Annotated in this window: 24 protein-coding genes; 12 read left to right on the top strand and 12 right to left on the bottom strand. The window is 72.8% G+C overall.

All coding sequences use genetic code 11. The features are described from left to right. Positions 1 to 1,259, bottom strand: a 1,259-nt coding sequence (locus AB0D10_RS29615) for a heavy metal translocating P-type ATPase (protein ID WP_360262016.1), incomplete at its 3' end; no start/stop codon positions are given. 395 nt (positions 1,260 to 1,654) lie between these two features. Here AB0D10_RS29615 and AB0D10_RS29610 point away from each other — a divergent pair. From AB0D10_RS29610 to AB0D10_RS29600, 3 genes are all read left to right on the top strand, one after another. Next, positions 1,655 to 1,936 carry a metal-sensitive transcriptional regulator gene (locus AB0D10_RS29610; RefSeq protein ID WP_360262015.1) on the top strand — a complete coding sequence of 94 codons (282 nt, stop codon included), beginning with the start codon at positions 1,655 to 1,657 and terminating at the stop codon, positions 1,934 to 1,936. A 102-nt stretch (positions 1,937 to 2,038) separates the two neighbouring features. Next, on the top strand, positions 2,039 to 2,992 hold the full coding sequence (locus AB0D10_RS29605) for a hypothetical protein (RefSeq protein ID WP_360262014.1): 954 nt from the start codon (positions 2,039 to 2,041) through the stop codon (positions 2,990 to 2,992). 205 nt (positions 2,993 to 3,197) lie between these two features. Then, the gene (locus tag AB0D10_RS29600) at positions 3,198 to 3,968 is read left to right on the top strand and encodes a hypothetical protein (protein ID WP_360262013.1); all 771 of its coding nucleotides are present in this window, start codon (positions 3,198 to 3,200) and stop codon (positions 3,966 to 3,968) included. Positions 3,969 to 4,030: 62 nt separating this feature from the next. On the opposite strand, the gene AB0D10_RS29595 is transcribed toward AB0D10_RS29600, so the two are convergent. The 4 genes from AB0D10_RS29595 to AB0D10_RS29580 all read right to left on the bottom strand — a co-directional run bounded on the left by AB0D10_RS29595 (position 4,031) and on the right by AB0D10_RS29580 (position 5,923). Beyond that, positions 4,031 to 4,396: a hypothetical protein gene (locus tag AB0D10_RS29595; protein ID WP_360262012.1), complete on the bottom strand. Its 366-nt coding sequence runs from the start codon at positions 4,394 to 4,396 to the stop codon at positions 4,031 to 4,033. Positions 4,397 to 4,551: 155 nt separating this feature from the next. Next, positions 4,552 to 4,875, bottom strand: coding sequence for a hypothetical protein (locus tag AB0D10_RS29590; protein WP_360262011.1), 324 nt, complete (start codon positions 4,873 to 4,875; stop codon positions 4,552 to 4,554). A 344-nt stretch (positions 4,876 to 5,219) separates the two neighbouring features. Further along, positions 5,220 to 5,501, bottom strand: coding sequence for a hypothetical protein (locus AB0D10_RS29585; RefSeq protein ID WP_360262010.1), 282 nt, complete (start codon positions 5,499 to 5,501; stop codon positions 5,220 to 5,222). Further along, positions 5,498 to 5,923 carry an ATP-binding protein gene (locus AB0D10_RS29580; RefSeq protein ID WP_360262019.1) on the bottom strand — a complete coding sequence of 142 codons (426 nt, stop codon included), beginning with the start codon at positions 5,921 to 5,923 and terminating at the stop codon, positions 5,498 to 5,500. The genes AB0D10_RS29585 and AB0D10_RS29580 overlap by 4 nt, the downstream gene beginning before the upstream one ends. A gap of 270 nt (positions 5,924 to 6,193) precedes the next feature. Here AB0D10_RS29580 and AB0D10_RS29575 point away from each other — a divergent pair, with 270 nt between their 5' ends. Together AB0D10_RS29575 and AB0D10_RS29570 are read left to right on the top strand one after the other, a co-directional pair. After that, positions 6,194 to 7,051 (top strand): helix-turn-helix transcriptional regulator, encoded by an 858-nt coding sequence (locus tag AB0D10_RS29575; protein WP_360262009.1) that lies wholly within the window; start codon positions 6,194 to 6,196, stop codon positions 7,049 to 7,051. Beyond that, on the top strand, positions 7,051 to 7,272 hold the full coding sequence (locus tag AB0D10_RS29570) for a DUF397 domain-containing protein (RefSeq protein WP_360262008.1): 222 nt from the start codon (positions 7,051 to 7,053) through the stop codon (positions 7,270 to 7,272). Before AB0D10_RS29575 ends, AB0D10_RS29570 begins: the two co-directional genes overlap by 1 nt. A 53-nt stretch (positions 7,273 to 7,325) precedes the next feature. Here the strand turns inward: AB0D10_RS29570 and AB0D10_RS29565 are convergent, their stop codons facing one another. The 3 genes from AB0D10_RS29565 to metF form a co-directional block, all read right to left on the bottom strand. After that, positions 7,326 to 8,489: a permease gene (locus tag AB0D10_RS29565; protein WP_360262007.1), complete on the bottom strand. Its 1,164-nt coding sequence runs from the start codon at positions 8,487 to 8,489 to the stop codon at positions 7,326 to 7,328. A 200-nt stretch (positions 8,490 to 8,689) separates the two neighbouring features. Then, the gene (locus AB0D10_RS29560) at positions 8,690 to 9,349 is read right to left on the bottom strand and encodes a hypothetical protein (RefSeq protein ID WP_360262006.1); all 660 of its coding nucleotides are present in this window, start codon (positions 9,347 to 9,349) and stop codon (positions 8,690 to 8,692) included. A 57-nt stretch (positions 9,350 to 9,406) separates the two neighbouring features. Beyond that, complete coding sequence (gene metF, locus AB0D10_RS29555; protein ID WP_360262005.1) at positions 9,407 to 10,351, bottom strand: methylenetetrahydrofolate reductase [NAD(P)H]; 945 nt, start codon at positions 10,349 to 10,351, stop codon at positions 9,407 to 9,409. Between the two features lie 241 nt (positions 10,352 to 10,592). On the opposite strand from metF, the gene AB0D10_RS29550 reads away from it, so the two are divergent. Both AB0D10_RS29550 and AB0D10_RS29545 read left to right on the top strand, forming a co-directional pair. Further along, a complete protein-coding gene (locus tag AB0D10_RS29550; RefSeq protein ID WP_360262004.1) occupies positions 10,593 to 10,913 on the top strand; it encodes a cation transporter in 321 nt (106 codons plus the stop codon). A 110-nt stretch (positions 10,914 to 11,023) separates the two neighbouring features. Next, positions 11,024 to 11,305, top strand: a complete 282-nt coding sequence (locus tag AB0D10_RS29545; RefSeq protein ID WP_360262003.1) for a metal-sensitive transcriptional regulator — start codon at positions 11,024 to 11,026, stop codon at positions 11,303 to 11,305. Positions 11,306 to 11,398: 93 nt separating this feature from the next. Here the strand turns inward: AB0D10_RS29545 and AB0D10_RS29540 are convergent, their stop codons facing one another. Beyond that, positions 11,399 to 11,944 (bottom strand): MOSC domain-containing protein, encoded by a 546-nt coding sequence (locus AB0D10_RS29540; RefSeq protein ID WP_360262002.1) that lies wholly within the window; start codon positions 11,942 to 11,944, stop codon positions 11,399 to 11,401. 246 nt (positions 11,945 to 12,190) lie between these two features. Continuing rightward, the gene (locus AB0D10_RS29535) at positions 12,191 to 12,856 is read right to left on the bottom strand and encodes a TetR/AcrR family transcriptional regulator (protein WP_360262001.1); all 666 of its coding nucleotides are present in this window, start codon (positions 12,854 to 12,856) and stop codon (positions 12,191 to 12,193) included. Between the two features lie 102 nt (positions 12,857 to 12,958). Here AB0D10_RS29535 and AB0D10_RS29530 point away from each other — a divergent pair, with 102 nt between their 5' ends. Next, entirely contained in the window at positions 12,959 to 14,740 is a 1,782-nt protein-coding gene (locus AB0D10_RS29530) for an FAD-dependent monooxygenase (RefSeq protein WP_360262000.1), read from the top strand. Here AB0D10_RS29530 and AB0D10_RS29525 read toward each other — a convergent pair. After that, on the bottom strand, positions 14,722 to 15,159 hold the full coding sequence (locus AB0D10_RS29525) for a DUF4345 domain-containing protein (RefSeq protein ID WP_360261999.1): 438 nt from the start codon (positions 15,157 to 15,159) through the stop codon (positions 14,722 to 14,724). The genes AB0D10_RS29530 and AB0D10_RS29525 overlap by 19 nt on opposite strands. 219 nt (positions 15,160 to 15,378) lie before the next feature. Between AB0D10_RS29525 and AB0D10_RS29520 the strand changes: the two genes are divergently transcribed. Beyond that, complete coding sequence (locus tag AB0D10_RS29520; protein WP_360261998.1) at positions 15,379 to 16,068, top strand: TetR/AcrR family transcriptional regulator; 690 nt, start codon at positions 15,379 to 15,381, stop codon at positions 16,066 to 16,068. A gap of 86 nt (positions 16,069 to 16,154) precedes the next feature. Next, on the top strand, positions 16,155 to 17,444 hold the full coding sequence (locus AB0D10_RS29515; protein WP_360261997.1) for a cytochrome P450: 1,290 nt from the start codon (positions 16,155 to 16,157) through the stop codon (positions 17,442 to 17,444). A gap of 155 nt (positions 17,445 to 17,599) precedes the next feature. On the opposite strand, the gene AB0D10_RS29510 is transcribed toward AB0D10_RS29515, so the two are convergent. After that, positions 17,600 to 18,802 carry a Dyp-type peroxidase gene (locus tag AB0D10_RS29510; protein WP_360261996.1) on the bottom strand — a complete coding sequence of 401 codons (1,203 nt, stop codon included), beginning with the start codon at positions 18,800 to 18,802 and terminating at the stop codon, positions 17,600 to 17,602. Positions 18,803 to 18,845: 43 nt separating this feature from the next. Here AB0D10_RS29510 and AB0D10_RS29505 point away from each other — a divergent pair, with 43 nt between their 5' ends. Together AB0D10_RS29505 and AB0D10_RS29500 are read left to right on the top strand one after the other, a co-directional pair. Beyond that, a complete protein-coding gene (locus AB0D10_RS29505) occupies positions 18,846 to 20,210 on the top strand; it encodes a right-handed parallel beta-helix repeat-containing protein (protein ID WP_360261995.1) in 1,365 nt (454 codons plus the stop codon). Positions 20,211 to 20,540: 330 nt separating this feature from the next. Next, positions 20,541 to 21,917 carry an MFS transporter gene (locus tag AB0D10_RS29500; protein WP_360261994.1) on the top strand — a complete coding sequence of 459 codons (1,377 nt, stop codon included), beginning with the start codon at positions 20,541 to 20,543 and terminating at the stop codon, positions 21,915 to 21,917. The last annotated feature ends 18 nt before the right edge of the window (positions 21,918 to 21,935 follow it).

The raw sequence follows: 21,935 nt of genomic DNA, 5'->3' as shown, positions 1-21,935 counted from the left end.
AGCTGGGCGCCGCGGCCGGTGCCGACCAGCAGCGCGGTCGGAGTGGCCAGGCCCAGGGCGCACGGGCAGGCGATGATCAGCACGGCGACAGCCGCGGTGAAGGCGGCGGTCCAGCCCTCGCCGGTGCCCAGCCAGTAGCCGAGGGTGGCCACCGCGAGGGTGATCACGATCGGCACGAAGACCGCGGAGATCCGGTCCGCGAGCCGCTGCGCGGCGGCCTTGCCGTTCTGCGCGTCCTCGACCAGCCTGGCCATCCGGGACAGCTGGGTGTCCGCACCGACCCGGGTCGCCTCGACCACCAGCCGGCCCCCGGCGTTGACGGTGGCGCCGGTGACGGTGGCACCGACCCCGACCTCGACCGGGACGGATTCGCCGGTCAGCATCGAGGCGTCCACCGCCGAGGCACCCTCGACCACCACACCGTCGGTCGCGATCTTCTCGCCCGGCCGGACCACGAAGCGGTCCCCCACGGCGAGGTCGGCGATCGGGATTCGCACCTCGGCTCCGCCGCGCAGCACCGTCACGTCCTTGGCGCCCAGTTCCAGCAGTGCCTTCAGCGCGGCTCCGGCGGTCCGCTTGGAGCGGGCCTCGAAGTAACGGCCGGCCAGGATGAAGGCGGTGACGCCGGCCGCCGCCTCCAGGTAGATGTCGGACGCGCCGTCGCTGCGGGCGATGGTGAACTCGAAGCCGTGCCGCATGCCCGGCATCCCGGCGTCGCCGAAGAACAGCGCCCACAGCGACCACAGGAACGCGGCGCCGGTGCCGAGCGAGACCAGGGTGTCCATCGTCGCGGCGCCGTGCTTGAGGTTGGTCCAGGCGGCCCGGTGGAACGGCCAGGCGGCGTAGGTGACGACCGGCGCGGTCAGGGCCAGGGACAGCCACTGCCAGTTGTCGAACTGCAGGGCCGGCACCATCGCCATGGCGATCACGGGCACGGCGAGCGCCAGCGCGGTGAACAGCCGGGCGCGCAGCGGGGCCAGCCCGTCCGAGGGCCCGGCCTGCCCGCCGGTCGGGCCCTCGGCGGTCGGGGGCTCGGGCAGCGCCGCGGTGTAACCGGTGGCCTCGACGGTGGCGATCAGGTCGGCGACCTCGACGCCGCCGTCGAAGGAGACCTTCGCCTTCTCGGTGGCGTAGTTGACGCTGGCGGTGACCCCGTCCATCCGGTTGAGCTTCTTCTCGATTCGGGCGGCGCACGACGCGCACGTCATGCCGCCGATCGAGAGTTCCACCTCCGCGGAGGCGGGTGCCTGCGTACTCATCGTCGCTCCTCGTGACAGTCGTCTTGCCGGTCGTCCTGCGGTCGTGCTCTGCGGTGCGGTCCTGTGGTGCGTTGTCGTGGTGCCGTGGTGCTGCGTTCGACGGCCGGGCCTTCATACCCAGGTGGGGTATCGGGCGGTGCCGGGTTCATTTATACCCCCAAGGGGTATCGACGGCAAGCCTTCCCCGATACCCCAGGCCGGTATCTTTCCCGGCGCCGATCCGCTTGACGCGATACCCCCTCGGGGTATTCACTCGGAGGCGTCGGACCGAAGCGTCACGGGCGCGCCCGAACACGTCCCGCACGTCCGCGCCCCCGCACTCCCGTGCCGCCGCACACCCGCACTCCCGCACTCACGCACACCCGCACTCGCGCCGGAATTCCGAGGAGGCCCGCATGGCCGGCTACAGCACCGAGAAGGACCAGCTCCTGCGCAGACTGCGCCGCGTCGAGGGCCAGATCCGGGGCCTCCAGCGCATGGTCGACACCGACACCTACTGCATCGACACGCTGACCCAGGTGTCGGCCGCCACCAAGGCCCTCCAGTCCGTCGCACTGAACCTGCTCGACGCCCACCTCACCCACTGCGTCCATGACGCCATCGCGGGCGGCGGCGCCGAAGCCGACGCCAAGGTCGCCGAGGCCTCCCAGGCCATCGCCCGGCTCATGCGCGCCTGAGCCCGCCGCAGGCCCGCCCCGCCCGCACACCACCCGCCGAACGTCACCGCCCATACGGCGCCCACCCGCCCGTACGCCACCCGCCCCGAGGAGAACCCCGCCATGAACACCGCGCTGCGCATCACCGCCTTCACCGCCGGCCTCGCCGCCGCCTTCGGCCTCGCCCTCGGCGTCGGCAACGCCACCGGCAGCGCCCCCTCCCCCGGTCCCGCCGCCGGACACGGGAGCCACGGCGCCGGGACCCCGGGACAGCAGGCCGACGGGCACGCCGGACACGCCGAGGACGCCGAGGGTGGCACCGCCGCCGAGCACCTGCCCGGCGGACTGCAGATCTCCGAACGCGGCTACACACTCAACGTCGAGCAGCCCTTCGTCACCGCCGGCTCCCCCACCGACCTGCATTTCCGCATCCTCGGCGCCGACGGCAAGCCGGTCACCGCCTACCAGCAGCAGCACGAGAAGGAACTCCACCTGATCGTCGCCCCGCGCGACCTGTCCACCTTCCAGCACCTGCACCCGACGCTCGCCGCCGACGGCACCTGGAGCGCCCCCACCGCCGTCCCCGCCGCCGGGGAGTACCGGGTCCTCGCCGACTTCACCCCGGCCGGCGCCACCGAGGGCCTCACCCTCGGCGCCGACCTGCACGCCGCCGGCGACCTGCGCCCGGTCCCGCTCCCGGAGACCGGACGGACCGTCACCGTCGACGGCTACACCGTCACCCTCGGCGGCGACCTCACCCCCGGACGCAGCGGCCGGCTCACCCTGAGCGTCAGCAAGGACGGCCGGCCGGTCACCGACCTCCAGCCCTACCTCGGCGCGTACGGCCACCTGGTCGCCCTGCGCGCCGGCGACCTCGCCTACCTGCACGTCCACCCGGACACCACCACCCCGGGCCCGGAGATCGGCTTCACCACCACCGCCCCGAGCACCGGCAGTTACCGCCTCTTCCTGGACTTCAAGCACCAGGACACCGTCCGCACGGCGGCCTTCACCGTGACGGCCGACGGCACCGCCGCCCCCACCACCGAGGAGCCGGTGGCCGACCACCAGCACTGAGCAGCACCCAGCACGGGCCGGGCCATCCCACCGCGGATCGCCCGGCCCGCCGCCATCCCTGAAACCCGTTGGCCGAGGTGGCAGTTCTCGTGATCACGGCCGGGCGCGAGCAGGAACCGCCCACCCCGCCCCCACGTCATCTCCACGGGGGCTGCACAGACCCGACGGCCCTTTCGCTCTCCAGCATCGAGCTCCGAGGAGATCCATGGTCGACACCGTCAACTCACTCGCCACCCGTCTTCACGAAGTACTGGTGGAGCTCCTGACCAAGGGACCAGCCGGAGCGGGTACCCGGGGCGTCCACGACGTCATCGCGCGTGCCACGGCACTCGGCCCCGACGGCACGTGGCTCGCCGCCGCGGGCCACGCGAGCCTTGCCGACGCGGCGATCGCCCACGGGCAGGCGGACCAGGCGATCCTCCACCTCGAAGCAGCGGTGGCAGGCGGATACAACGACTGCGTGGCCCTCCACATCGCGCCCGCACGCCCGCTGCACCACGATCCCCGCTTCCAGGCCCTGTACCGGCGGATGCGCATCACCCCCGCCGACCTCGACGAGTTCTTCTGGCTGCACCAGGAAATGCAGATCTCGGTGAGGGAGGCCCGGCAAGCGACCGTCGACAACATCGGCCGCCTAGACACCGGAGTGTCGCTGCTTCCGCAGGCCCCCCTGCCGACTCGCGAACCGAACACCCTCGGCGTCATGATCACCCGCATCGACCTCGCCGCGACCCAGGCCGCACTCCAGCAGGCCGCCATCAAGGCGGAGTTCCAGCGCAGCTCCGGCAACACCAGCCTCAGTCTCATCGACGACACCTGGGACTACACCCGCGCCAGGCACGACGCCTGGTACGCCGACGACCTGGAAACCCGCCGCCAGCAGGCCGCCGCGGCCCGGGCCTTCGTCGAACGCCCCGGCGTCGGCACGATGCTCATCCCCTGCCCGCCGCTGGGCTCGATCACATACCCGAGCTGATCGCAGGGTTCCGGCCGGACCACCGCGCCCCCGCAGTCCTGCGGGGGCACGGTGACGGCGGTTCAGGCTCCGGCCAGCCGGTCTTCGTCAAGACCGTCGAGAACGAACCCGTTCTCGAAGCGCACCCGGTACGTGGTCCGAGCACCGGCTCCGCCGCCGTACGCCGAGTGCTGGACGACCTGCTGACGGAGGTTCTCGATCAGGCCGGCCGCGAAGGGATCGAACTGTCGGCCACGGACTTGCCGGTCGAAACTCGCGAGGTGGTCCTGGGCCACGCCGCCGGCCTCCGTCGCCGAACCCATGACGATCCCCTGCAACCCCTCGGCCAGGAACAGCGGACCGGGAAGGCCGCCCCTGGCGGCGGTGCCGTCTGCGGTGACCTGCACATCCCTGGCCAGCCTCACCCTCGCGCCGATCTCGTACGGCATGGGTGCACCCCCTCGTTCGATCTCGGCCGTCACCTGGCGAACGCATTCTCCAGCTATGCACAGCAGCCTAGCCGACCTCGCCCGCTGCCTCTGGGGCGACGGGCACGGACCCACTCCCGAGCGCGAACTGGAATGGCAGCACAAGGAGTTCCACGTCATCGAGATACTGACCTTCGCCGACGCCCTCGAAGACGGCCGATGTCCTCGTCGGGCAGGAAGGTGACCCACGGCAGGGCTTCCGGCAGGGCCTCGCGCAGGGCGTCGATGTTGTCGGCCCGCATCAGCCCCGCGAGCAGGCGGGAGGTGAAGTCCACGACGGCCGCGTCGCTCTCCATCCGGTCGATGCGCATCAAGACCAGGTCCCCCGCGTCGCGTCTCCGGAGTCGGAGTGCACGGACGGCATCGAGCCGGCGCGTGGTCGCGGCCGGGTGGTGGAGCAGTTCGCGAATCGGGTGAGTCTCGGCGATGGTGGCCGTCATGGCCGTGGTCCGCGTGCGGATTGCCGCGCCCGCCGACCGCCAGGGCTGTCGCCCCCGCCCAGCCGACCGGCGACCACCAGCGCGGAGCAGGCCCGCACGGAAGGTGCCGGGCGATCCGTGCGGGATCGCCCGGCACCTCTGTTCGCCTGTTCACCCGGACGGGTGTCGGGCGGCTTGGCGCAACACTGCGAGGAGGAGGGCTTCCGTGTTGCCCGGGGTGGCCGCCCAGAGCTGCATCTCGGTGTGGGCGGCCCGACGGCGGGGGCTGACAGAGCGAACCGGACGGGAGAACTGGGCGCCGAGGCACCACCACATCTCGATGCGGGCCCAGGTGACTCGACGGATCACTCGGGCGCCGCCGCGCAGAGGTGGATCGGATGGGCGGACTCGACGCCGATGAAGGCGATCGCGCGCACCTCGCCGGACTCCACCAGCTGGTGGGCGATCCGCCCCGTGGAGGCCGGGGAGAAGTAGTCGGTGAGGTAGCCGGCCTGGTCGTCATCCAGCGGGAGCCGGGCGAGGCTCGCGCGGATGGCGTCGAGGGCGTCGGAGAGCCTGGCGAAGGTGGCGACGTTCGTGATGCCCTTGATCTCGACGGTGACCGGGAAGGGGAGTTCGACGCTCACTGCGCACCCCCGTCGATCAGCGCCCACACCATCTTGCCGATGCCACCGGTACGAGGGCGACAGCCCCAGCCGGCGGAGAGCTGGGAGACGAGCCAGAGCCCGCGCCCGCTCTCGTGGTGCTCGGCGGCGGCGTGCGGGTTCGAGGGCGGCTTGGCGTCGGCGTCGTGCACCTCGACGCGGAGCGAGTCGGGGTGCAGGTCGAACCGGATGAAGATGAGCCGCCCCGGCGGGGTCTCGGCGTGGACGACCGCGTTGGCGACGAGCTCGCCGAGCACCAACTCCCCGGCATCGAGGAACCGTTCACCATCGGGCTGTTCGGCGAGGAAGGTTCGGAGCAACCGGCGGGCGTAGCCGGCGGACTTGTGGTGCCTGGGCAACCACGACGAGTACTCACTCGCAGGGGCAGGCGGCTTCTCCAGCATTTCGGGCACGGCGGGGCCTCCTCCGGGGGTGACGGGAAAGATCGCGATCCGAAGGGCGGCGAGAGGCATGGGAATGCCCGAGCGACGATCCGCCAGGATCACGCTGTGTGGCCATGTGCACCACACTCCGTAAGTGTGCCGCCCGTTGATGGCTTTGTGCAACGAGATCCAGCAAAGTACATATGTTCTTTGAGATGTGACGTGACGAAACCACTTCCGTCGCGCCAGACTGTCGACCGACAACAGAGCGCGACGAGGGGAGGTCGGAGCGTGGCCGCAACGCCGACGGTGCGCCGCCGAATGCTGGGTGCGGAACTTCGAAGGATCAGGGAGGGGCTCAACCTCCGAGTGGATGACGTGGCAGCCCGGCTCGGCTGGCACCAGTCCAAGGTCAGCCGACTGGAGAACGGCCGCCACGGCGTGAAGGCGAACGAGGTCGGGATACTGCTCGACGTCTACGAAGTCACGGACCCGCAGACCCGGGAGGCGCTCGCAACACTGGCGCGCGAAGGCAAGCGCAGGGTGTGGTGGCAGCCATACTCGGATGTGATCTCTCAGCGGTACGCCTCGTTCATCAGCTTCGAGGCAGAGGCCGTTTCGATTCGGAACTTCGAGTCATCGCTTGTCCCAGGGCTGCTCCAGACCGCCGACTACGCGCGGGCAGTGATTCGCGGGCTCCGGCCAGAGGCCACTTCCGAGGTGATCAATGCCCTGGTCGATGTGCGTCTGGCGCGGCAGAACGCGGCCCTTCGACGAGAAGACCCGCTGAAACTCTGGGCGATCGTCGACGAGGCGGCCCTTCGGCGGGTCGTCGGCAGCAAGACCGTGATGGCGAAACAGCTGCAACAGCTTGTCGCCGCATCCAAGGAGCCGAACGTGACCCTGCAGGTCGTGCCGTTCGAGGCCGGCGCCCATGCCGGTGTGCTCGGCTCGTTCGTGATCCTGGAGTTCCCAGTCCGGAATGATCTCGACGTGGTGTACACCGAGGCCATGACGAGTAGCCTCTACCTCGAACGGGATGACGACGTTACAGCCCATGATCAGGCGTTTGATCGACTCCGGGCAGCCGCACTCGACGCCGGACCATCGCGGCGACTTGTCGCACAGATTGCAAAGGAACTTGAGTGATGGACACCGATCGGGGCGACCTGGACCTGAGCCAGGCCGCTTGGCGAAAGAGCAGCTTCAGCGGCGACCAGGGCAACTGCATCGAGGTTGCTGACTGCTTCGCCGGCATCGTCCCGGTTCGCGACTCCAAGGACCCCGGCGGCCCGGCCCTCGTCTTCCCCACCGACGCGTGGACGGCGTTCGTCACCGCCATCAAGACCGGCGAACTCCCGAACGCCTGAGCATGGTTACGCGAGAAGTCGACTGGGCCGACTTCTCGCCAACCTCGGGAGAGTCAGTGGTGGTCGTGGGCCGCGTGCCCGTCGGCGTCCGGGGCGCCGCCCATCATGCGGAGCATCGCGGCGCCGCCGGTGCGGAAGAAGCGGGTGACCAGTCCCAGCGCCAGCAGCAGGAACAGGATGTTGAGCCAGGTGGTGTAGTTCCACTCCACGCCCGACATCGGGATCTCCGACTCCGTCCGCTCCGGGATCAGGCCGAGGGCGCCGAACAGCAACTCCACCGCGTACCCCGCCAGCACCATCGCGGGGTAGAAGGTGGCGAGCAGGAAGAGGGCCATCCGGCGGCCGTAGTACTTCCGGTAGATGTTCAGGATCGGCAGGATCAGCAGGTCGGCGAAGATGAACGCGACCACGCCGCCGAAGCTGATGCCGCCGTTCCACAGGACCACGGCCAGCGGCACGTTGCCGATCGAGCAGACGAAGGACGCGATCGCCACCAGCGGGCCGACCAGCGGGCCCCACAGCTTGGCGGCCAGGGGGTGGTCGACGAAGAAGAACGCCTGCCAGAACGAATCGGGGACCCAGGCGGCGATGGCCCCGGCGATGAGCAGGCCGATCACCAGGTCCTTCAGAATGGCGGCCCACTCCATCACGAACACGTGCGAGACCGAGGTGAACCCGCGCGGCGAGAGCAGTCGTCCGGCAAAGGAACCCGACCCCGTCACCGACATGTCCATCGCCGCGTGGCCCTCCATCGAGCCCGCCCGCCCGTACGACGCCTGTTCGCGGGCCTCCCGGACGAGCCGCTCGCGCAGGAACAGCCGGAACAGCAGGGCGAGCAGCAGGATCATCACCGGTCCGCCGACGAACTCGGCCGCGGTGAACTGCCAGCCGAGCAACAACGCCAGGATGATGCCGAGTTCGATCACCAGGTTGGTCGAGGCGATCTCGAAGGCCATCGCCGAGGTGAAGTTCGCGCCCTTGCGGAACAGGGACCTGGCCAGGGCGACGGCCGCGTACGAGCAGGAGGACGAGGCCATCCCGAGGCCGGCGGCGACGGCGAGGGTGCGGGGGCGGTCGTCGCCGAGCAGCCGGACCACGGTGGCCTTGTGGACGACGGCCTGGACGACGGCGGAGAGCAGGAAGCCGAGGATCAGGGCCCAGGTGATCTCCCAGGTCATCGATCCGGCGATGGACAGTGCGTGCAGGATCGCGTGCATGGCGGTCCGCCTCCCGTGGTGCCGCGGGACTCCGATGGGCGCCGGCCACCCTATACCCATACGGGGTATTCAGGAGTCGAGGCGCGCCGACGAGCGGCACCGGGGGCGGGGCACGGGGCGGGGCCCACGAGGACCCTGGATACGAGGGAGGGGTATCCGGGTATCCCACCGACGGAGTCGGCCCCGCTGCGTCCCCGCGGTCACCGCCCGGGCTCGGCCCCGGCCAGTCCGCGCTTGACGGTGGCGCGGATCCCCGGCTCCAGACGGCGCGCCCAGGACGGGTCGCGCTCACCGCGGAGCCGGGCGCAGAGGACCAGGGCGTGGCCGAACTGGTCCGGGGTGAGGTAGCCGAGGTGGTGGCTGCCGTCGCCGTGCGCGGCGCCGTTGAGCATCCGGCTGGTCAGGTCGCCGCTCGGCAGGACGGAGAAGCCGCGCCGTGCGGCGGTGAAGGTGTTCGCGGCGTTGGCGGTGAAGACGCCCATGCCGAGGAAGACGGTCACCAGGTCGGTCAGCTGCTCGTGGTCCGGGTCGCCGTGGTGGCGACGCAGGATCAGATGGCCGAGTTCGTGGGCGATGATCGCGGCGAACTCCTCGGGCCGGTCGGCGCTGTCGAGGTCGAGCTCGATGACGTCCCGTCCGCCGGTCCGGTGGTAACGGCCGACCGTCCGGCGGCCGCTCCGGCGGACGCCCTCCGGGGCGGCACTCCGGAAGTGGCGGACGTCGAGGCTCCCGCCGTCCGCGCCCATCACGGCGGCGACCCGGTCGACGAACTCCCGGATCCGGACCGGGCCGTCGGGCCCGGTCAGCCCGCCCGGCGGGAACTCCGCGGTCGGCACCACGAGCTCGCGCCGCGCCGACACCACTCCCCCGTCCCGCTCCGCTCCGGCCGTCCCGGCCCGACCGCGGCTCCCCCTCCGTCAGACGTGACCGCCGATCAGGGGCAGGATCACCGGTTCCCCCGCCGGCCGGTCGAGTCCGAGGTTGCGGTGGATCTCCAGTGCGGCGGTGGAGCGGTTCAGGGTGATGTAGTGCAGGCCGGGCGCCCCCTCGCGGAGCAGGCGCTCGGCCATCCGGGTGGCGTGGTCGACGCCGATGCGGTGCGCGGCCGCGCGGTCGCCGCGGGCCGCTTCCAGGCGCAGCGCGAGTCCTGCCGGGAAGGACGCCCCGCTGAGTTCGGCGAACCGGCCGATCTGGCGGACGTCGGTGGCGGGCATGATCTCCGGGATGACCGGGGTGTCACAGCCCGCCGCGGCCAGCCGGTCCCGCAGCCGCAGGTAGTGCTCGACCTCGAAGAACATCTGGGTGACGGCGTAGTCCGCGCCCGCGCGGCACTTGGCGACGAAGTGTCGGATGTCGTCGTCCCAGTCCGCGGAGCGCGGGTGGCGCTCGGGGAAGGCCGCCACGCCGACGGTGAACGCGCCGCACTCCTTGACCAGCCGCACCAGGTCGGCGGCGTGCCGCAGGCCCTGCGGGTGCGGCTCCCAGGCCCCGTTGGGGTTGCCGGGCGGATCGCCGCGCAGGGCGAGCACGTCGCGGATCCCGACGTCCGCGTACCGCCGCAGTACGGCCTGGAGTTCGGCGGTGGAGTGGCCGACGGCGGTCAGGTGGGCCACCGGGCGCAGTGTGGTCTGCGCGGCGATCCTCTCGGTGGTCTCGATGGTGCGGTCGCGCGAGGAGCCGCCGGCGCCGTAGGTGACCGAGACGAAGGTCGGCGCGGTCGCCTCGACGCGTCGGATCGCGGCCCACAGGGCTCGCTCGCCGGAGTCGTCCTTGGCGGGGAAGAACTCGAAGGAGTACGTCCGTTCGCCGGCGGCGAGGGTCTCACGCAGACCGCGCGGGCCGCGGCGGGTGGTCTGGTCCATGGGTTCACCTCGAATGGCGGGGTCGGTCGTCCACCGGGTACGGGGACGCGCGTCCCCCCACCCTGCCCGGGCACCCGCAACAGGGCCGTCACAGGCCGGCGTCGACCATCGCGCGAGCCGGGGAAAGTCGTCGCCGCGACCTTCCAGGTACCCTAGGGGGGTATGGTATGTTCAGAAGCGAAAGAAGCAGCCGCCCGGGCCACTCCGGGAGGCGCCGGGCACTGACGACAGGAGCACACCCATGAGCGAGAGCACCGTCACCGTCGAGTCGGCCACCGCCGAGGCCTCCTCCTGCTGCGGCTCGTGCGGCACCGGCGCCGGCGCGGCCCCCGCCGCCGGGTCGGCGCTGACCTCGGCCTTCCGGGTCGAGGGCATGACCTGCGGCCACTGCGTCACCTCGGTCACCGCCGAGCTGAAGAAGCTCGACGGCGTCACCGACGTCGCCGTGGACCTCGCCTCCGGCACGGTCACCGTCGGCAGCACCCGCCCGCTCGTCGACGCCGACGTGGCCGCCGCCGTCGACGAGGCCGGCTACGACCTCGTCGGCCGCCTCGACGGCTGACCCCCCGACGTCGGCCCGGACAGCGCCCCCACCCGTCCGGGCCGACTCCCCTCCCACCGCGCCCCGGTAGAGTGAGGGCCCTCCTCACCGCACAGGACCCGGAGACGGCCATGGCCAGCTACAGCACCCACAAGGACGACTTCCTCAAGCGGCTGCGCCGCATCGAGGGCCAGATCCGCGGACTGCAGCGCATGGTCGAGCAGGACACCTACTGCATCGACGTCCTCACCCAGGTCTCCGCCGCCAGTCGCGCACTCCAGTCCTTCGCCCTCCAGCTCCTGGACGAGCACATCGAATGCTGCGTCCGCGACGCCATCGCCGAAGGCGGCCAGGAAGCGGGCACCAAGATCCGCGAGGCCAATCAGGCCATCGCCCGCCTCGTCCGCTCCTGATCCGGAGGACACGGCACGACGGCGGAACGGGCCGACGCGAAACGGGCCGACGGGCGCCACGGCCCGGACCGGGCCCGGCCGGTCCCGACTGCATCAGACCCGGTCGAGCGCCCGGTGCGGACCTTCCGGCAGCTCGACCACGATCGCGTCGCCGGGGCGGATCGCACCGCCGGTGCGGACGACGCCCATGATCCCGGCGCGGCGCACGATCGTGCCGTCCTCCGCCCGGCCGACGACCTGCTTGAGCAGACCCGGCCGGTAGTCGTCGATCTGCGCGCACGGATTGCGCAGGCCGGTGACCTCCACCTCCGCCTCGGCGCCGATCCGCAGCACCGCGCCGACCGGCAGGCCGAGCAGGTCCACGCCCTCGGTGGTGATGTTCTCGCCGAGCGCGCCCGGCGGCACGTCGAAGCCGGACTCGCCGAGCTCGGCGAGGAGTTCACGGTGGATCAGGTGGACCTGGCGCAGGTTGGGCACGGTCGGGTCCTGGGCCATCCGCGAGCGGTGCCTGACCGTCACCCCGGCGTGCACGTCGCCCTCCACGCCGAGCCCGGCGAGCAGCGTGATGCCGGCCCGGTTCGGCTTGGTGAACGAGTACTCGGCGTTGCTGCTGACCGCCACCACGGTGCCGCTCGTCATGTGTCGGACCCTCCTCGCGGACGTACGTTCGATCAGCGTCGAGCATAGGCCTCGCACACCGGACGCCGGGCCGACGGGAGCCGGCCCCGGGCGCCGGGGCTCGGAGCCGACGCGCCCGGGGTGCCGCGCCTGGGGCCGGCGGAGTCAGGGCATCCTGCGGGTCGAGTCCCACCTGACCATGAAGAAGATCAAGACCGACTCCTGAGGCCGGCACACGGGAACGGGCGGAGCGAAACCGGTGAACCGTCAGTTCCCCGACGGTGCCCGCAGCAGCGGCAGCACGACCTCGTCCAGGACCTCCGCCACCACCCGGTCGGACGGCACGGCCCCGCCCACCAGGAACGCGTCCCGCAGGAGGTCGAGCGGCAGCGAGACGGTCCGCGGGGTGATCCGGGCGGGGTTGATCTCTCCCCGGTCGGCGGCGCGGCGCATCATCAGGCCGAGGCTGCTCACCGGACCCACGGCGGTCAGTCCAACGGTGAAGCCGGCGCGCAACTCGGGATCGCGCAGCAGGTCGACCAGGACGCCGTGGACGGCATCCGTCGGCAGGTCGTCGAAGCGGTGCAGCAGGCTGCCCAGGAAGAGCGCCAGGTCGGCACGCAACTCGCCGGTGTCCGGAGGCTCCTGGTAGTCGGGGGCATTGCGGCCGAGGGCGGCGATGACGAGCGCGGCACGGTTCGGCCAGCGGCGGTAGAGCACCGGCTTGCTGGTCCGGGCGCGGGCGGCGACGCCCTCCATGGTGAGCCGGTCGTAGCCGTGATCGGCGAGTTCGGCCCAGACGGCGTCCAGGATCGCCCGCTCCAGTTCACCGCCGCGCCGCCGCACCGGCTTGCCGCCCACTGCGGCGTCCTCCGCCACGTCCTCCGCCATGCCGCCTGCTGCGCCCTGCATCGAGTCCCGCACGTCCCGCACCCAGCTCCATAGATACGTTGCGTTTCTTATTGGTGGCAGTCTACAGTCGAAGAGAAGAAACGCACCGTATCTTATGGCCGGATGGCCAGGGGGAGATCCGTCATGCGCACCGTTCACAGCACCTCCGCCCGCACCAACCCAACCGCCGGCAACCCAACCGCCGGCAACCCAACCGCTACCGAGCCGACCGCCAACCCGGCCGCCGCCCACCGAACCGCCCACGCGACCGAGGTCCTGGTGGTCGGCGCCGGCCCGGTGGGCCTCGCACTCGCCATCGGGCTGGCCCGCGCCGGAGTGGCCTGCCGCGTCATCGAGCGGGAGCCGCGGTTCCGCGACCGCGGAGTCCGCGGCAAGGGCGTCAACCCGCGCACCCTGGAGGTATTCGACGACCTCGGCGTCGTGGACGCGATCCTCGACCGCGGCACGCTCGACCTCAAGGTCCGTACGTACGACGGCAGTCGGCTCCTCGGCGAGGTCGATGCGGCACCCGGCAACCGCCCGACGCCCGACCGCCCGTACGCCGGCATGCTGCTGCTCGGCCAGCACCACACCGAGGAGGTGCTGCGCGCACGGCTCGCCGACTTCGGCGTCACCGTCGAGACCGGCACCGAACTCGTCGACCACACCCAGGACGCCGACGGCGTACTCGCCACCGTCCGGCGCGACGGCCGGACCGAGCAGCTCGGCGCCCGCTACCTGGTCGGCTGCGACGGCGGGCGCAGCGCCGTCCGCAAGCTCGCGGGCATCCCCTTCCTCGGCGAGACCTGGGAGGAGGAGCGGTTCCTCATGGCCTCGATGGAGGTCGACGGCCTGGACACAGGTGCCATGCACCTCTGGAACGACCCCCTGCTCGGCGTCGGCGCCCTGGCGATGATCCCCATGGCCGCCGACGCCACCTGGGCGGTGCACGCCTCCGTCGGCCAGGACGAGCACGGCGAGATCCCCGCCCCGACCGCCGAGACCTTCCGCCGGCTGTTCGCCGAACGCGCCGGACTGCCGGGGGTCACGCTGCACGAGCCGACCTGGTCCACCGTCTGGCGGCCGACGGTCCGCATGGTCGAGCGCTACCGTGACGGCCGGGTGCTGCTCGCCGGGGACGCCGCACACTGCCACTCCGCGGCGGGCGGCCAGGGCATGAACACGGGTATCCAGGACGCGCACAACCTGAGCTGGAAGCTGGCCGCCGTCCTGCGCGGAGCACCCGGGATCCTGCTCGACAGCTACCAGGACGAACGGCTGCCCGTCGCCCGCGCCGTCCTCGCCGCCACCTCCGCCCAGCACAAGGCGCTCTTCAGCGCCGACGGCGCCCGCGCGCTGACCGCCCAGTTCGTCAACCCGGCCGCCACCGGCTCCGACTTCACCGGACTCTCCGTCGGCTACCGGGGCGGGCCGCTCGGCCGCGACCTCGACGACACCACCGGCATCCGGGCCGGCGACCGCGCCCCCGACGCGCCCTGCACCCTCGCCGACGGCACGCCGACCCGGCTGTTCGACCTCCTGCGCGGCCCGCACTCCACCCTGCTGACCATCGGGGAGCACCCGGCACTGACCGGGCTGCCCACCGAGGCCGGCGCGCGGGCCGTCCCGGGCCCGCCCGCCACCGGCCCGCTCACGGCGGCGGGCCTGACCGCCGTCACCGGCCTGCGCCGGGCCGCCGTGCTCGACCCCGACGGTCACATCGCCCGGGCGTACGGGCTGCGCGGCGACGCCGTCGTCCTGGTCCGGCCGGACGGCTACGTCGCGCTCACCGGCGCCACCGCCGACCCGGGCACCGTCACTCACCCCGGCACCGGCACCGGCACCGGCACCCACCCCGACAGCGGCACCGGCACCGGCCCGGGCGCCGGCGCCGGGCGCCCCGGGGGCTACGCCCCGGTGGCCTGAGCCGACGCGGCCGGCCGGGCCCGCCCGTCCCGCCCGTCCGGCCGGGCCCGCTCGTCCGCGTCGGCGAGCCACAGGAAGACCGGCGCCAGCCCGAGTTCGATCCCCATCAGCACCACCTGGAAGCCGTGCGGCCACCCGTCCACCGCGATGCCCAGCACCCGCGCGAGGCCGCCCAGCAGGAACACCGCCGCCAGCCACCGCACCTCCCGGGCGGGCACCGGCGCCTGCCGGGCGGCCCGGATCCAGGCCACGCCGTACCCGGCGAAGACCGCGCCCATGAAGCGGCCGAAGCTACCGACCGTCGGACCGGCGTCCGCCGCCCCGGGCATCGCGGCGTTCCCCAGCAGAAGGTGGAGGAACCCGATCGCCACGCAGGCGACCCCCATCGTCCACGCGAGCACCCGCAGCGTCCTGGCCATGCCCTACCCACCCGTCGTCGGTCCCGTCGGAGCGCGTCGGTGTGACGCACGCCCTCAGCAGCACGCCCTCAGCAGCGCGCGTTCACCCGCACGCTCACCCGCGCGCACGCTCACAGCGCACGCCCGCACCACGTACGCCCGCATGGCGCACGCCTTGGTTGACACGCGTCTACCAAGCTAGCGGCCACCGGTAGACACGTGTCAAGTAACCTGGCGCGCATGCCAGTCCAGGAACGACGCCGCCGCCTCTCCCCCGCCGAGCGACGCGCCCAGCTGCTCTCCGTCGGCGCCCGGCTCTTCGCCGCCCGCCCGTACGAGGAGGTGCTGATGGAGGAGGTCGCCGAGCGGGCCGGGGTCTCGCGCGCCCTGCTCTACCGTCACTTCCCGAGCAAGCACGACCTGTTCGCCGAGGTCTACCGGCAGGCGGCCGACGAGCTGCTCGCCAAGTCCCGGTTCGATCCCGCCGACACCCTGGTCGAGCAGTTGGTCGAGGGCATGGACGCCCACCTGGACTACTTCATCGCCAACCGGCACGCCGTCCTCACCGCCAACCGCGTCCTGGCCGGGGACCAGGTGATCCAGACGATCATCTCGGAGGAGCTCGACGCCCTCCGGGGCCGCCTGCTGGGCGTGCTCCCGCTCGCGGACGAGGCCGCACGGCGGGCCGTCTCGCAGGTCCTGCGCAGCTGGCTGGTGTTCGTCCGGGTGCTGGTCATCGACTGGCTGACCGAGGAGAGCTGCACCCGCGACGAGCTGCGCGACGCCTGCATCGGCGCGGTCCTGGGCGCACTCCGACCGTTCGTGCCCGTCGATCCGGCGCGGGGCGCACCGTTCGTGCCCGACGGTCCGGCGCGGGGCATACCATCGGGCACAACGGGAGAAGCGTCACAAGCGTCCAATTCCCTATGAAAATATGACAGTTTGACTCTCGGACTCCCTCCCGTCGACCAGCCGGCCCGCCCACCGCGCCGCCCCGCCGACCCTCGAAGGGACCCATGGACTCCGCCGCCGACACCCGGACCGCCCTGCCCCCGCTCCACCGGCTCCCCGTCGCCCCCGCCCTTCCGCCCCACCCGACCACCCTCCCCGACGGCACCCCCGCCTGGCTGGTCACCCGCTACCAGGACGTCCGGCAGGTCCTCGGCGACCCCCGGATCACCCGCGCCGACCTGCACGACGTCGGAACCGCCGGCGCCACCGCCGATGTGGCCGCCAACCCGGCCTCCCTGTTCAACCAGGACGGCCCCGCCCACCGGCGACTGCGCGGCACCGCCCAACGGGCCTTCACCCCACGCGCCATCGCCGGCTGGCAGCCCTGGGTGGCGGCCGCCGTCCAGCAGTCCGTCGACGCGCTGGTCGCCGCCGGACCACCCGCCGACCTGGTCACCGCATTCGCCCGGCCGGTGCCCTTCGCCGTCACCACCCGGCTGATGGGGCTCGACGGGAACGGGCCGGACAGCCTGGACGAGGAGCGGCTGCAGCGCTGGACCCTCGCGCTGCTCGCCCAGGGCGACGAGCCCGCCGACGGCACCCCCGCCCCCGGGAACCCGACCGGCAGCGGGACCGCGAGCACCGACGCCTCCACCACCGCGAGCACCACCGCAGGCACCACCGCCACCGACCACGCCGACGCCCTCGCCGAATACGGTGCGTTCACCGCGGAGTTGATCGAGCGCCGCCGCCGCGAGCCCGGCGACGACCTGGTCAGCCGGCTCGTCCGGGCCGCCGACCACGACGGCGGCATCCCCGAGGAATCGCTCGTCTACCTCGTCGCCGGACTCACCGCCAGCGGCAACGAGAGCGTCGCCGGCGCCCTCGGCAACGCCCTCGTCTACCTGCTCGGCGAACGCGCCGAGCACTGGCCGCGGCTCGCCGACCCCGACACCGCCGAACGCACCGCCGAACGCCTGCTCCACTTCATCCCGCTCGGCGACGACGAGGCCACCATCCGCCGCGCCACCGCGCCGATCGAGCTCGGCGGCGCCACCATCCCGGCCGGTTCCGTCGTCGCCGTCAGCCTGGGCAGCGCCAACCGCGACCCCGAGGTCTACCCCGAGGGCCTCGACGCCGACCTCGGCCTCCCCCTCGCCGCCCCCACCCTCGCCTTCAGCGCCGGCCCGCACTACTGCATCGGTGCCTGGCGCGTCCGGCTGGAGATGCGCGAGTCCCTGCACCGCCTCGCCACCGCCCTGCCCGGCCTCCGCCTCACCACCCCGGTCGCGGACGTCGCCTGGCAGCTCGGCGGCACCACCCGCAGCCCGGCCCGCATCCCCGTCGACTGGTGACCGCCGGGCCGTACCGCCGCCGCACCCGCCGCGGCGGCACGGCCCGAACCGGCACGCCCCGGCACGCCCCGGACACCGACACGCCCCGGACACCGACACGCCCCGGAGAGCGGTTTCGCCCGGACACCGGCACGCCCCGACGGCGTGCCGTGCCGTCACCCGAACAAGCCCTCCCCCAGCACCCCGCCCTCCCCCACCCCCGGCAGGACGTACACCACCGCCGACGCCGTGTGTTCCAGGAACGGGTTCAGCGCGTCCCGCGCGGCCAGCCGGTTCTGCACCCGGGTGAACAGCGCCGGGTCCCGCATGAAGGCGCAGAACAGCAGGCCCCGGTCCCCCGGCCCGTCGTCGTAGCTGTAGCCGCGGCGCAGCATCCGGGCACCGCCGTCCAACCGGGGGCTGGAGAGCCGGACGTGGGCGGTGGCCGGGATGACGTACGAGCCGTCGTGGTTCTTCGCATAGATGTCCGGTTCGTCGTGCTCCGCCGTGCCGGTGAGCGGGGCGCCGTCGCCCTCCCGACGCCCCATGGCAAGGTTTCTGCGGTCGGCGGGGAGGGCGGTGAAGGCGCCGGTGTCCATCCGGATCCGCCGGTAGACCAGGACCGTGCCGTGCTCGTGCGGTCCTGGCGGGCCCCAGACCCACTGCCGGGCGGCCTCCTCGTCCGGGTTCGCCGTACCGTCCTTGAAGCCGAACAGGTTCCTCGGGGTGACGCCCGCGGCCGTCCGGGGCAGGAAGCCGGACTGCGTCCACCGCACCGACGCGCCCGCGGCGACGGCCGCCGCACCGACCTGTTCGGCGACGACGGACAGCGGCCAGCGGTCCGCCGCGCACAGCTGCACCAGCAGGTCGCCGCCGCCGCGCGCCGGGTCGAGCCGGTCCCCCGGGAAGGCCGGCAGCTCCGCCAGGACCGGCGCCGGAACGTCCAGCCCCAGCCGGCCCGCGAGCCCCGGACCGACCCCCACCAGGCCGGTGAGCCGGGCCGGTTCGCCACCCTGCAGCCGCCCGTCCGCCGACGTGCCGCCGGCCGCGGCGGCGAGCACCCGGGTCAACTCCCCGAGCAGGCCGCGCAGTGTGGTCCGGCCGTCGGAGATGACGGCCGGCGCCAGGTCGAGGGCGACGAGCTGGGTGGCCGGCTGCTGCGGGGCCGTCACCCCGGCCTGCCGTTCGCCGCGGAAGGGGACCGACGGCTCGGGCGGCGGCGCCGCGGCCCGGCGGCCGTCACCGCCGCGGGCCAGCGCGGTGATCCCGGCGCCGACGCCGGCGGCCAGCACCGCGCCGCCCGCGAGCAGGGCCCTCCGGTCCGGACCGCTCGCGACAGTTCGTGGCCGGTCCTGCGCCTTTGCGGTTTCGGCATGCATGGGCGACATTGGAGACGATAGAACACGCCTTATGCAACTTTTGATGACACGTCAATTCGACACCGCCACACCACCGTCACCGGGAAAGGCGTTCCGGGACTTCGTCCCCGCCCTGCTCACCGCCGCCGCGCTCGTCGTCTCCGGCTGTTCGTCCACCGGTTCGACCTCGTCCGACGCGAAACACCCGGACGGCACGGTCGTTCGAGTCCCCCAGGACTTCCCGACCGTCCAGCAGGCCGTGGATGTGGCCCGCGAGGGCGACACGGTGCTGGTCGCCCCGGGCATCTACCGGGAGAGCGTCCGGGTCACCAAGGCCCGGATCGTGCTGCGCGGCACCGACCGCAACACCGTCGTCCTCGACGGCGGCGTGCGCCTCGTCAACGGCATCACCGTCACCGGCCCCGGCTCGGTGGTCGAGAACCTCACCGTCCACGGCTACCTGGCCAACGGCGTGCTGTTCACCGGCGTCACCGACGAGAAGCTGCAGCAGCACGGCGCCGGCGGCTCCGCCTACGACCCGCTGGACACCGCCCGTTTCCCCGTCGTCCAGGGCTTCCGCGCGAGCAGTGTCACCGCCTACGACAACGGCCTGTACGGCATCTACGCCTTCGACGCGCGCGGCGGCGTCATCGAGGACTCGTACGCCTCCGGGCAGGCCGACTCCGGCATCTACGTCGGCCAGTGCAAGCCCTGCGACACCCTGGTGCGCGGCAACACCGTCGAGCGCAACGCCGTCGGCATCGAACTCACCAACGCCTCCGACGGGTTGACGATCGTCGGCAACCGCGTCACCGGCAACCGGGTCGGCGTCACCGTCAACTCCAACGACCTGGAGGCCCTCGCCCCGCAGCACGGCGCCGTCATCGCGGGCAACGCCGTCACCGACAACAACGCCGCCGACACCCCCGAACAGGCCGACGGCGGTTTCGGCATCGGCATCGGCATCGGCGGCGGCACGGCGAACCAGGTGCAGCGCAACCTCGTGCAGGGCAACCGCGCCGTCGGCATCGTCATCACCGACCCGCCCGGCCATCCGGCGAGCGGCAACCGCGTCGAGGGCAACCGCGTCACCGGCAACGGCACCGACCTCGCCATGGCCTCCGTCGACCCGAACAACTGCTTCAGCGGCAACCAGCCCACCGTGCAGAGCCCGGAGAACCTGGAGGCCGCCGCCGGCTGCGGGATCCAGGCCCGCGGCCCGGTGCCCGCCGGCCGCACCACCGCGGTCCAGGCACCGCCCGGTGTCCCCTTCAGCCAGGTCCCGGCCCCGCCCGCCCAGCCGTCGCTGCCCGACCCGAACGCCCCCGCCCGCCCCGCCACCGACCTCCCGGGGCCGGTCGACCCCGCCGCCTACCCGCTCCCCGAGTCCGTCGCCGCCGTCCCGAGGCCCGGACCGGCCGCGCCCTGAGAGCGCTGCCGGGCGCGTCCACCCGGTGCCCGGTGGGCGCGCGCTCGCGGGCGGCGCGGTGGCCGGCCGGCTGCTCGCCGGACGGGTGCCCGAGGAGCGGGCCCGGCCGGTGGTTCCCCGGCCTTGTTCCGGCGGGCGGTCCGACCACGCCGGTCAAGGGCGCCTCCGGGCTCGGCCGGCCGGGAAACCGTCAAGAGTTCGCAAACCCGCAGGACAGTCCGGACAGCTCGGGACGACCCCGACTTCCTTGCCGACACGCCCAGTTCGGGACAGCCAGGGCAGTTCGGATTCCGCCCGAACGTTCCTCCGCGGACATGACATACTGCGTCGGTGACCGCAGCAGACCTGGCCGAGAAGCCACCCAAGAGCCGTCCGCAACTGGGCCGGAAGTTCACCTTGTTGTGGTCCGCCTCGGCGATCTCCTCGGTCGGCGACGGCATGCGGGACTCGGCCCTGCCGCTGCTCGCGGTGGCGGTCTCGGAGTCGCCGAGCGCGGTCTCGGTGGTCTCGGTCGCCGCCTCGCTGCCATTCCTGGTGATGTCGCTCTACGGCGGCGTGCTCGCCGACCGGTCCGACCGGCGACGGCTGATGTGGACCATCGACGCCCTTCGTGCCGTCGTCGTCCTGGGCTTCGCCTGCTGGGTCTTCTTCGCCGACCCGCCACTGCTCGCGCTCGCCGCCCTGGCCTTCCTGCTCGGCTGCGGCGAGACGGTCTTCTCCAACGCCGCCACCTCGGCCGTCCCCGAGCTGGTCCGCCCCGACCAGCTCGACGCGGCCAACGGCCGAATGCAGGCCAACATGCTCGTCGGCGGGAACCTCATCGGCCCGCTGCTCGGATCGGCCCTGTTCGCCGTGGCCGCCGGGTTCCCGTTCACCGTCGACGGCGTCTCCTTCGCGCTCGCCGCCGTCCTGGTCGCCGCGACCGGCCGCTCCACCGCCGCCCGCACCCGGGCCGGCCGCCCGGTGCTCACCGAGATCCGCGAGGGCGTCAACTGGCTGTTCCGCCACCGCGAGGTGCGGATGCTCGCCGTCCTCTCCACCCTCGGCGCGCTGACCTGCTTCATGGGCACCACCATGATGGTCCTGATGGTCACCAAGGTCGTGAAGGCCCCCGCCGCCTCCTACGGCATCGTCCTCGCCGCCGGTGCGATCGGCGGCACCGCCGCGAGCACCCTGGCCGGCCGGCTCAGCCGGCTGCTCAGCCGCGGCACCCGGATCGCCCTCTCCTTCCTGCTGATGGGCGTCTCGCTGATCCTGATGGCGTTCAGCACCTCGGTGTTCGAGGTCGCCGCGCTGTACGGCGTCATCGGCTTCGGCATCGTCACCTGGAACATCCAGGCGGTCTCGCTGCGCCAGCAGGCCGTCCCGAAGGACCTGCTCGGCCGGGTCAACAGCTGTTACATGCTGCTGAGCCGACTCGGCATCATGACCGGCGCCGCCCTCAGCGGCTGGATCGCCTCCGTCACCAACATCCGGACCCCGCTCGTCGTCGGCGGTACCCTGCTGCTCGTCCTCCTCGTCGCCGTGCTGTTCCTGCTCCCGCGGATGACCGCGATGGAGTCCCCGGCCCAGGACCAGGCCCAGGACCCGGACCAGGCCCAGGAACCGGCCACCGGCGCCCCGGAGGCCACAGCTGCCGCGCCCTCCTCCGCCGCGGGCACCGGCTCGGCCTCCGCGTCCGCCTCCGCCTCCGCCGAGAACGAGTAACCCTCGTCGGGGGGGGAG

The organism is Kitasatospora sp. NPDC048545, assembly GCF_040651155.1.
In the GTDB taxonomy this organism is placed as follows: Bacteria; Actinomycetota; Actinomycetes; order Streptomycetales; family Streptomycetaceae; genus Kitasatospora.
Note: the sequence above shows the minus strand (reverse complement) of the source record. Positions and strands in the feature narration are given on the sequence as shown.